The sequence below is a fragment of the Pararhodobacter aggregans genome (assembly GCF_003075525.1).
GTDB lineage: Bacteria > Pseudomonadota > Alphaproteobacteria > Rhodobacterales > Rhodobacteraceae > Pararhodobacter > Pararhodobacter aggregans.
Window position 1 is genome coordinate 1 of the sequence record NZ_QDDR01000026.1, and the last position, 10,449, is coordinate 10,449.

The following is a 10,449-nucleotide window of genomic DNA, read 5'->3' on the forward strand; positions in this document are numbered from 1 at the left end:
GGGGCTCAGCGGCGCGATCACCTGGCTCAGGACCGGCGAGGTCGCCGCCGCGTGGTTCGCATCCCCGGCGTAATGCGCGGTGATCTCATGCGTGCCGGTGCTCAGCGCGCCGGTGGTCAGCGTCGCCACCCCGCCCGTGAGCGTCCCGGTTCCGAGAAGCGTCGCCCCGTCGAAGAAGCTCACCTCTCCGGTCGGCCCGTCGCCCCCGGCCAGCGTCGCCGTGAAGGTGACGCCGCTGCCCAGCACCGCCGGGTTCACCGAGGAATCCAGCGAGAGACTGGTGCCCGCCTTGGCGATGATCAGCGGCAGGGTCAGGCTGTCTTGCAGCGTATTGTTGTCGGTGACGGTGAGGGTGACGCTGAAGGTGCCGGCCTCGGTCGGGGTGCCGCTGATCGTGCCGGCGCTGCTCATGCTCAGCCCGTCGGGCAGGCCGGTGGCGGCGAAGGCATAGGGGGTCGCGCCGCTGGTGGCGGTGATCGTCTGCGAATAGGCGGCGCCGACCTGGCCGTCCGGCAGGCTGGCGACGCTCAGCGCCGGGGGATCGAACAGGCTGAAGGCGACCTGCACCGAGCAGCAGAAGCTGGTCGAGGGCGTGATGCCCTTGCTCAGCTGGACCGTATAGGGGCCGGCGATCAGCGCCGGGGTGACGAAGGTCGCCTGGGTATCGCTGACCACGGTGGCGGTCACATCGGTCCCGCCGATGGAGACCACGAGGTCATAGGCGCCGACGAATCCGCTGCCCGCCAGCGTGATAGTCTCGCCCCCGGTGGAGGCGCCTTGCGCAGGCGTGGCCGAACTCAGGACCGGCACCGAATAGAGGTAGACATCGACATTGATCGTGCCGCCGGGCACCGTCAGGGTCAGGGTGTTGAGGCCATGCGTACCGCTGGCCGGCGCGGTGAATTGCAGCTGGCCGGAATTGGGGACGGTGAAGAAGACAGGAGCGCCGCCCAGGGTCGCGTTCGACACATAATCCAGATCAACGCCGGTCAGCGTGGCATTGCCGCTGAACTCGGCCGCGTAGAGGCCCGGATTGACGGAGGGCGCGGCGGCGTAGGTGACCGTGCCATCAGCCAACAACATGAGGCTCGGGCTCGCGGGCTTGGAGAGGAAGACCCGCGCCCCGACCTCGGGCGCGCGCGCCGGGAAGGTTGCGGTGATGGTCGTATCGTTCACCACGGTGATATTGGTCGCCGTGCCGGCGTTGACCGCGCCGACGAGGATCGACGAGACGTTGCCCAAGGCGCCGGTGAAGCCCGTTCCGGTGATGGTGACCGTACCGCCCGAGGCGGGAAGGGTCGAGGGCGAGATCGAGCTGACCGTGAGGGGGCGGTAGAAATAGAAGGGAATCGTGGCCGTGCCGCCCGGGGTCGTCACCTCGATCGTGGCGGCGCCGTCGGCGGCGGTGGCGGGGAGCGTCAGGTCGATCTGCGTATTCGAGACCGGGGTGAAGCTGACCGACGAGCCGGCGAGGGTCACATCGGTGACCCCGGTCAGGTTGGTGCCGATCAGGCTGCGTGTGGTGGGCGCGTTCACGCTGGCATAGTTGTTCGGCGTGATTCCGGTCAGCGTCGGCGGATTCGCGGTCACGGTCAGCGTCAGGGTGGTCGGGGTGCTTTCGACTCCGGCCGTTGCGGTCAGATCAAGGGAGAAGGTGCCGGTGGTGGCGGGGGTCCAGCTGATCGTGCCACTGCTCGAGAGGGCCAGGCCGACGGGCAGGATGCCCGTGGCGTCGTAGGTGATCGCGCCGATCCCGCCCGTGGCGCTGACGCTCTGGCTGTAGGCGCTGCCGAGGGTGGCGTCCGGCAGGCTCGTGGTGACCCAGGTCAGCGGAGCGGCATAGGCGAAACCCGAGAGATTGCGCTGGGAGGTGAAGCCCGACACCACCTCCTTGACCAGCCGCACAATGATGGAGCCGCCGCTGCCGGCCGGAGCGACGAAGCTCATCGAGGTGACGCTGTCGATGCTGAACGAGGTCGCGGCAGTGCCGTCGACCGTGACCGAAGTGATGCCGACAAAACCCGTGCCGCCCAGCGTCACCGTGGTCCCGCCCGAGGCCGCGAGCGTGTAGGTCGAGACCGTGGTGACCACGGTCTCCGTGTAGAAGGTCAGGCTACCGGTCGCGGTTCCGCCGGCCGTGGTGACCTCGACCGTCTTGGTGCCCACCGTGGTCCCCGCGGTGGCGACGGTCAGTTGCGTGTCGGAATTGACGGTAACGGTCCCGGCGATACCACCGATGGTGACGCTGGTCGTGGTCGACAGGTTGGTCCCGGTGATGACGAAGGTGCCGCCGCCGATGGTAAGCGCCGGGGGCGAGATCGAGGCGATCGTCGGCGCCGCCGGCACGACTGTATGCGAAATGGTGATCGAATTCGGGGTGTGCTGGCTATCACCCGAATAGCTGACCAGGATCGAGTGGGTGCCCACAGGCAGCGCCGGACAGGCGGCCTCAAGCAGGGACCGAAATGCTGGTGCCCCTTGAGTGAGGCTCCCCGAACAACTCCATCCGCCCGAGGTCGCGGTGATGGTCCCCGTGGGCCACACGACGCCGCTCGAGGAGACCAGATACACGGCCAAGCTAACATTCGCCCCGGCGATGCTGGGGTTCGGGTTGGTGTACGTCAAGGCCTGCGGGTGCCCGGTCATCAGCGCGGTGTAGAGCGGCGGGTCGATCGTCAGGCTGAGGGTCTTCTCCTCATAGCCGCCGTTCTGGCCGGTAACCCGGACCACCACGGAAAAAGTGCCCTGGACGGTCGGCGTGCCGGAGATGACAGAGCCGCTCTGGCTCAGCCCCGCGGGCAGGCCGCTGACGCTGTAGCTGTAGGGCGAAGTCCCGCCCGAGACCGAGATGGTTTGCCCGTAGGATTGACCCTGCCGTCCATTGGGCAGCGACGTGTTGGACACAATGGGTCGGTTGCAATCCGGGTCCGACGTGACGTTCAGCACCGCCAGACCGGAAACGCCGTTGGCGGGGCCTTCCCGGTCTGCTGGCATCAGAGGCGAATGGTTCTCCGACCATACGGGCCCCCAGGCGAAGGCATCGTAAAGGCCGGCGTAATACAGGTTTCCTTCCAGCGCATGGTCGTAAATGTCGTAGATGGTCGTCTGCTGGGGAAGCTGGCCGACAGGAGCATTCGAGTAACTGCTGCCGCTAGCCGCAGACGCCCACCCGGAACTCGCGGCATACCATCCGGCCAAGGTCAGACCGCGGCCAGGACTCGAGTCCGTGTTGAACGCGCTCCATTGGGCTCGTATTTCAGTCGACGTGGCGTTGGCGTTAAGTCCGCGCATGCACTGACCGTCAGGCACGAACGACAGGACCACGAAAGGATCGCTCCAGTTGTTCGCCTGTGCCTCCTGCGCCGGAGACAGAAGCGCGAGGGCCAGCAAGCCGACGCTCAGACCGCGCGTCAAAACTGCTGCCACAGCGGATGCGAGACAAGCCCTGACACCATTACCAACGTGAAATCGCATGCTTCTCTCGACCGGTCTGACTGAATTTCGACCCTATCTTTAATAAGTGAAGTGTCTTTGGGGAACAAAAAACGTGAACACGCGCAAGACTTGGAACATTTTTTGCATCTCAACTGCGTATTTATGTCTTTCTGCAACACATCCGGGCTGCAACACATCCGGGGGCGCCCGCAGACCGGCCAGTTTCGGGTCAATCTGCGGACGGCAGAACCGCCGCTCGGGCCCCTTGCGGCAAGGCGGAATTTCCCCCCGCCTTCCGGATTCCCGGTTTACCACGGACCGGCGTGATCTATAGATCGCATCCTTGCCTCATCCGGTCTAGAAAGTCGGCCCGACGGAGAGCCCGCGGGGAAAGGACGTGCTGCGATGCCCCCATCCAATCCGCCCAGACGGCGCACCCAGGCCGAACGGCGAGAACGCTCGCTGGGTGCGATCCTCGATGTCGCGACCGAGATCCTGGCGCGCGAGGGCTATGCGAATTTCAGTTCAAGCCGCGTCGCCGCGCAGGCCGGTCTGTCGCGCGGGGCGCTGGAGCATTACTTCCCCCGTCGGCTGGAACTGGTGGCCGCGACCTGTCAGCACGCGATGGATCAGGCGGTGGACGAGACCCGCCGCTTCGCCGCCGGGCCCGAACGGCAGGAGGATCCGGTCAGCACCTTCCTGGCGGCCTCGGAGCAGTTTTTCTTCAATCCAGCCTATGCCGCGCAGATCGAGATCCTGATTGCCAGCCGCGCCGATCCCGACCTGGCGCAGGTGGTGTTCCCGATCATCTCGGATGCGCGGCGCAAGCTTGACGAAATCTGGACGCAGATCCTGACCGAGAGCGGCCACAGCCGCGAGGCCGCGCGCCGCTTCGTCGAGCTGTCGCTGCACCTGATGCGGGGCATGTTCATGGTCGATACCTGGCTGCCCTACGACATGGACCGCCAGCGCGTGATCGAGGATTGGCGGCGCATCGCCCCGGCCGCCCTGGCCGCAGCCCTGACCGGGTGACGCAAACTTACCAGCACGACTCCTTGTAAGTTGCAATGCCGGAAGGAAGCCGCTAGGTTTTCTGACAGGGAGGCGCTTGCCAGCGAATCGCATCACGGAATCCGGCACGGATTCCCCCCCGCCGCGGGAGACGGCGGGCGGCGGTAAAGGCTGGCTCCGCGACATGTGAAAGCCTTTGTCCCGCCCGGTTCCCCGGGCGCAGGGCGCAGCATTGCCGCGGTCCGTCGCGGCGCCATGAGAGGGAGGAAGTTCAATGCCGATCAACACCGTGAAACGGGGCGCAGCGCTTGTCGCACTGGGGCTGATGGCCGGTGCCGCCGGGGCGCAGGAGGTCAGTCTGCGCATGATAGGCGGCTGGGACGACAGGTTCGACGGCACCGTCGCCATCGCCGCGGCCTTTGGCGCCTGCGTGGCCGAACAATCGGCGGGCCGCATCGCCATCACCCAATCGGGCCCCGAGGTGATCCCGCCAAACCAGCAGTTCGACCCGGTATCGCGCGGGATCTTCGACCTTGGCTTCACCACGCCGATCTATTTCCTTGGCACCACCGGCGTGCCCTCGGCCTTCTTCGCCTTGCCGCCCGATTCCGAGCTGTGGCGCGCGCGGGGCTACTGGGATTTCGCCGATCAGGAGATGCAGCGCTTCGGCCAGCGGCTGGTGGCCTTCACCGCCGGGACCGGCGAGGGCGATTTCTATCAGATCGTCATGCGCCAGCCGGTGGTCGAGGGCGACAGGCCGCTCGACGGGCTGAAGATCCGCGGCAACAATTACTACGCCCCGCTGGTGGTGCCGCTGGGCGGCTCGCTGGTCAACGTGCCGGGGGGCGAGATCTATTCGGCGCTGGAACGCGGCGTGGTCGATGGCGCGGCCTATCCGATCGCCGGGATGCAGCGGCTGGGCATGCACGAGGTCACCGGCTACATGCTGCGGCCGCGCTTCGGCACCTCGCCTTTCCTGATTACCATGAACCAGGCGCGGTTCGACGGGCTCGCGGCCGAGGATCAGCAGGTGATCCTGGACTGCGGGCACCAGATCGAGGGTTCCAGCACGGCCGAACTCTCGCGCCTGTCCGAGGAGACCATCGCCGCGCTCCTTGAGCTGGGCATGCAGGAGACCGCGCTGCCCGAGGCCATCGCCGCCCGGGTCAATGCCGATCTGGCAGCGGGCTCGTGGCAGACGGCGCTCGATGGCAACGCGCAATCGGCGGAACGGGTCGAGGCTCTGCGCGCGATGGCCCGCCAGCACGGCGACGCCGAATAACGGCAGACGGCCCGGCCGACCGATGGCCGGGCCCCCAACCGGACAACAGACATGACGATTCCCGCCCGACTGGGCCGTCTGCACGACGGCCTGACCGATGCCGGCTTCCTGATCGGCACGCTCGGCCTGTTCCTCATGGTGGCGATCTATTGCGCCGAGGTGGTGGCCCGCTATTTCCTCGGCCGCCCGCTGGATTGGGCGAATGACAGTTTCGCCAATATCCTCTGCGTCTCGGTCTTCGCGATGGTGCCGCATGCGACCCGCGCCGCCGCGCATATCGAGATCAACGTCCTGCCCGAGCTGGTCCCCGCCCTGCGCCGCCCGCTGGCAAAGCTGGGCGCGCTGGCAGGGACGGTCATCTGCGCTTTCGTCGCCTGGATGGCCTGGTCCGAAACCCTGCGCCACATGGCGATGGGCATCCTGACGGAACAGAACCACCCGGTTCCGGTCTGGTGGATGTCGGTCTGGATCACCTGGGCCTTTGCCGGTTCCGCCCTGTATTTCCTGCGCGCGCTGACCGGACATGCGGCGCTCAGGCCCCTGTCCTTCGTCCGTCCGGGCGATGTCACGCCCCAACCCGGCGGGAGCGTCTGAGCCATGCTGGACTGGTACATCCCCCTCTCCATCGGCCTGATCGCTCTGGTCGCGCTGTTCATGACCGGCATGCCGATCTTCCTGGGCTTCCTGGCGGTGATCGTCACCGGCGTCTTCTGGCTGATGGGCCCGGCCGGGTTCGGCATGGTCATCAATTCGATGTACGACACCGGCACCACCGCGTCGCTGGGCACCATCCCCCTGTTCATCCTGCTGGGCGAGATCCTGTTCCGGTCGGGCTGCGTGCAGGTGCTGATGGACAGTATCGACACGCTGGTCGGCCGGATGCGCGGACGGCAATACGTGCTGTCGATCTCGCTGTCGACGGTGCTGGGCGCGCTGTCCGGCTCGGCCATGGCGGTCGGCGCGATGATGGGCCGGTCGCTGCTGCCGGTGATGCAGGCCAAGGGCTATGACACCAAACTGTCGATCGGCACGATCCTGGGCGGGTCGTGCCTGGCCCCGGTGATCCCGCCCAGCCTGCTGGCCATCATCATCGGCACGCTGGCCAATGTGTCGATTTCCTCGTTGCTGCTGGGCGGGGTCGGGCCGGGCCTGTTCCTGGCGGTCCTCTTCGTCGCGGCCTGCCTGATCCGGGTACGGCTGAACCCGGCGCTCGCGCCCGAGGAAGAGCCGGTCATCGTCACCGCCCGCGACCGGCTGCGGGCGCTGGCCGGGCTTCTGCCCTTCACGCTTATCATCTTCATGGTCATCGGCCTGATCATGCTGGGCATCGCCACCCCCTCGGAATCCGCGGCGACCGGGGTGGTCGGCGGCATCGTCACCGCCGCCTGGTATCGCAAGCTGAGCCTGCGCATGCTGTTCGACAGCTTTGCCGAGGCGGCGAAACTGGCCTCGGTCATCCTGCTGATCCTGGTCAGCGCCGTGATGTTCACCCAGCTTCTGGCCTTTACCGGCGCCATCGGCGGGCTGACCCGGCTGGTCACCACTTTGGAGGTCAACGCCTGGGTCATGCTGTTCCTGTTGATGCTGCTGCCCTTCGTGCTGTGCATGTTCATCGACCAGCTGGGCCTGATGCTGATCCTGATCCCGATCTACGTGCCGATCCTGGGCGTCTATGATTTCGACCCGGTGTGGTTCTGGGTGCTGTTCCTCATCAACATCACCCTGGGCGCGATCACGCCGCCCTTCGGCTACGTCATGTTCGCGCTGAAGGCCGCCGCCCCGCAGGTCGCCATGCGCGACATCTTCCGCGCCTCGTGGATGTTCGTCGGCCTCACGCTGCTGGGAATGCTGGTCATGGTGCTGGCCCCCGGGATCGTCACCTTCCTGCCGGACCAGTTCCGCTGAACCCCTTCAAAACCAAGGAGAAGACCCTCATGAAATCGCTTCAGGCGCTGATGGATTCCAAGCCGGATTTCGTCGATTACCTCTATAACGACACGATCTCGCAGTATCACAAGTCACGCACCGGGCTGTTCGCCACGCTGATCGCGCCGGAATACACCAACTGGAAGGACGAGCAGCGCGCCTGGCGCGAAAGCGCGGTGCTGTTCGACCAGTCGCACCACATGCCGGTTCTGACGGTGAAGGGGCCCGACGCGCGAAAGCTGCTGGAATACCTGTCGCCCTGCAGCTTCGCCAACCTCTCGACCAACCGCGGCAAGCAGTACATCGCCTATACCGAGCGCGGCCATCATGTCGGCGATTGCGTGCTGCATTATTATGGCGAAAGGGACGGATTCGAGCTGATCTCGGGCATGCCGGTGCTGAACTGGATCCGCTTCCACGGCGAGACCGGCGGCTATGACGTGGAGATCGGCTTCGAACCGACGACGCCCTACACCAAGGACGGCAAGCGCCAGAAATACCGGTTCGAGATCGAGGGCCCGAATGCCCGCGCCATCCTGGATGAGGTCTGCGAGGGCGGCTTCCCCGAGATCAAGTTCTTCCACACCGACTACGTCACCATCGCCGGCTGCCGCGTGCATGTGCTGCGGCACGGCATGGCGGGCCATGCCGGGGCCGAGATCAGCGGACCCTATGCCGATATGGACCGGGTGCGCGACGCGATCATGGCAGCGGGCGAGAAATACGGCATCCTGCGCTCGGGCACCCGGACCTATTACTCGACGCCGCTGGAGAACGCCTGGATCCCCTATCCGCTGCCCGGCATCTATACCGGCGAGGAGAACCGCGCCTATCGCGAGTGGCTGCCCGCCGACAGCTGGGAGGCCAACATGCAGCTGGGCGGCAGCCTCTATTCGAAGAACATCGAGGATTACTACTGGACGCCCTCGGCCCTCGGCTACGAGAAACTGGTGAAGTTCGACCATGATTTCATCGGCCGTGACGCCATCGAGGCGGGCCTGAAGGGACCCAGGCGCGTGAAGCGCGTGTTGGAATGGAACCGCGAGGATGTGATGCGCGTCCTGCGCTCGCAATTCGAGGACGGGCCGCTCTACAAATCCATCGAGATGCCGACCGCCTATTGGGGCTGGCCGCAGGCGGACGAGATCCTGAGCGGCGGCGGCGCGCGCGTCGGCATGTCGCAATATTGCGGCTACAACATCAACGAGCGCAGCCTGCTGTCCCTCTGCGGTATCGACGAGGAACACGCCACGCCCGGCACCGAGGTGCTGCTGACCTGGGGCGAAGTGGGCGGCGGCTCGCGCAAGCCGCATGTGGAGCGCCACGAGCAGACGCAGATCCGCGCCCGGGTCTGCGAGGCGCCCTATTCCAAGGTCGCCCGCGAGAAGTTGCGCGCCGTCATCTGACGTGGGCGAGGGGGCGCCCCTGCCGGCGACAGCAGGGGCGTCAGGCGCCCGAGGCCCTGTGCAGCAGCGCGCCCCCGGCACGCTGGCCCAGGACATGGCGCGCGACCTCCCGCCCCCCCGGTTCGCGGCCCAGCCTGCGGGCGATGGCCGCGACCATCGCGACACGCCGGGCATTGTCGCGGGCGGGGCGGCCCTCGGCATCGGTGATCGCGTTCTCGAAGCGGACGCGGACATGGCCCCCCAGCGCGATGCTGCGTTCAAGGATCGCCATTTCACCCCGGCCGAAGGCGCAGGTCATCCACATCGCGGCCGCGGCCAGCCCGGTCCCGACCAGCGCCTGATGGAGAGTGTCGAACTCGGCCGGGTCGGAATCGAGCGTCGCCGAATGGCGGCCCGCCACCAGCATAAGCCGCGGCTGACCACTCACCGGCAGCGAACCCGTGTCGATCAGACGGGCTCATTCGCGGATCTGATCGGGCGTGTAGAGGATGATCTGCACCCCGGTTCCCACCGCCTGCAGATCGCGCAGCACGGCGATGCCCCGGGCCTCGCCCTGCGCCAGCACGTCAGCCAGCGCGAAGGAGAGGCAGGCAGGCGCCAGCGCCATCGCGGCCTCGAGCTGCGCGTCCAGCCCGAAGATCCCGGTGCTTTCCGTGGTGGTCTGGATCACGAGGCCGGGCGCCGCCTCCCCGATCGCGGCGATGGCTTGGCGGTAGGCCTGCGGCGAGAGGGAATGGCGCAGCGCAGCGTCGCGCCCATGCAGATGCACCGCCGCGGCGCCCACATCCTGGCAGGCGCGGGCGGTCCGGGCCAAAGCTGCGGGCGTGACCGGCAGCGCAGGATGGTCCGCCGATGTGCGGCGCGCGTCATTCGGGGCGACCATGATGCAAAGTTCGTTCATCGGACCCTCAGGGGGCAGATATGCCGGACGGCCGGTGCCTGCGGCAGGCGCACCCTGGCCCGACCGGCCGGATGCAGGCGATGCTTTTCGGACGGTCGGTTTGGTTCGTTGTCTGGGGAGAACGTTATTGCCTTTGGCGGAGCGTCTTTACGGGATGACACCGGAGTGGCGGAAGGACCGCCGCGGTATTTTTTGTTGTTGAGTTGGTTGTTTTGAACGGCCAAAGCCCCGCTGGCTGCGGGGTTTTGGGGTTGTTCTGGGGACTTGGGGGGCTTCGGCGGGCTGAGTTCGGGCTCGGCGTCAGCGGGGTTCCGGAACGCATAAATCGCCCGTTTGGGCGTTTCATGAGGGTTCGCTGAGGTTGGTTGCGGGGGCAGGATTTGAACCTGCGACCTTCAGGTTATGAGCCTGACGAGCTACCGGGCTGCTCCACCCCGCGCCAGGGTTGTCGGTTCGGAGGTTTTGAGTATCGAAGGTAGAGAGAGATT

The 10,449-nt window shown here is 66.5% G+C and carries 6 protein-coding genes, 1 tRNA gene and 1 pseudogene; 5 read left to right on the forward strand and 3 right to left on the reverse strand.

The window, feature by feature from the left end; translation table 11 throughout:
- Positions 1-2,994 (reverse strand): beta strand repeat-containing protein (locus DDE23_RS24685; protein WP_192883754.1); only part of this gene is annotated, 2,994 nt, incomplete at its 3' end.
- Positions 2,995-3,840: 846 nt separating this feature from the next.
- Here DDE23_RS24685 and DDE23_RS24690 point away from each other — a divergent pair.
- From DDE23_RS24690 to DDE23_RS24710, 5 genes are all read left to right on the forward strand, one after another.
- Positions 3,841-4,467 (forward strand): TetR/AcrR family transcriptional regulator, encoded by a 627-nt coding sequence (locus tag DDE23_RS24690; protein ID WP_107755212.1) that lies wholly within the window; start codon positions 3,841-3,843, stop codon positions 4,465-4,467.
- Positions 4,468-4,720: 253 nt separating this feature from the next.
- Positions 4,721-5,728, forward strand: coding sequence for a TRAP transporter substrate-binding protein (locus DDE23_RS24695; RefSeq protein ID WP_107755213.1), 1,008 nt, complete (start codon positions 4,721-4,723; stop codon positions 5,726-5,728).
- Between the two features lie 51 nt (positions 5,729-5,779).
- Positions 5,780-6,322 carry a TRAP transporter small permease gene (locus DDE23_RS24700; protein WP_107755214.1) on the forward strand — a complete coding sequence of 181 codons (543 nt, stop codon included), beginning with the start codon at positions 5,780-5,782 and terminating at the stop codon, positions 6,320-6,322.
- 3 nt (positions 6,323-6,325) lie between these two features.
- Complete coding sequence (locus tag DDE23_RS24705; protein WP_107755215.1) at positions 6,326-7,633, forward strand: TRAP transporter large permease; 1,308 nt, start codon at positions 6,326-6,328, stop codon at positions 7,631-7,633.
- Positions 7,634-7,662: 29 nt separating this feature from the next.
- Complete coding sequence (locus DDE23_RS24710; protein WP_107755216.1) at positions 7,663-9,060, forward strand: aminomethyltransferase family protein; 1,398 nt, start codon at positions 7,663-7,665, stop codon at positions 9,058-9,060.
- A 40-nt stretch (positions 9,061-9,100) separates the two neighbouring features.
- Here DDE23_RS24710 and DDE23_RS25670 read toward each other — a convergent pair.
- Positions 9,101-9,961: pseudogene (locus tag DDE23_RS25670) on the reverse strand (beta-keto acid cleavage family enzyme).
- A 362-nt stretch (positions 9,962-10,323) separates the two neighbouring features.
- Positions 10,324-10,400, reverse strand: a tRNA-Met gene (locus DDE23_RS24725).
- Positions 10,401-10,449: the final 49 nt, after the last annotated feature.

Coding starts and splice junctions, on each gene's coding strand:
- DDE23_RS24690 (WP_107755212.1), top strand. CDS start 3,841: ATGCCCCCATCCAATCCGCCCAGACGGCGCACCCAGGCCGAACGGCGA.
- DDE23_RS24695 (WP_107755213.1), top strand. CDS start 4,721: ATGCCGATCAACACCGTGAAACGGGGCGCAGCGCTTGTCGCACTGGGG.
- DDE23_RS24700 (WP_107755214.1), top strand. CDS start 5,780: ATGACGATTCCCGCCCGACTGGGCCGTCTGCACGACGGCCTGACCGAT.
- DDE23_RS24705 (WP_107755215.1), top strand. CDS start 6,326: ATGCTGGACTGGTACATCCCCCTCTCCATCGGCCTGATCGCTCTGGTC.
- DDE23_RS24710 (WP_107755216.1), top strand. CDS start 7,663: ATGAAATCGCTTCAGGCGCTGATGGATTCCAAGCCGGATTTCGTCGAT.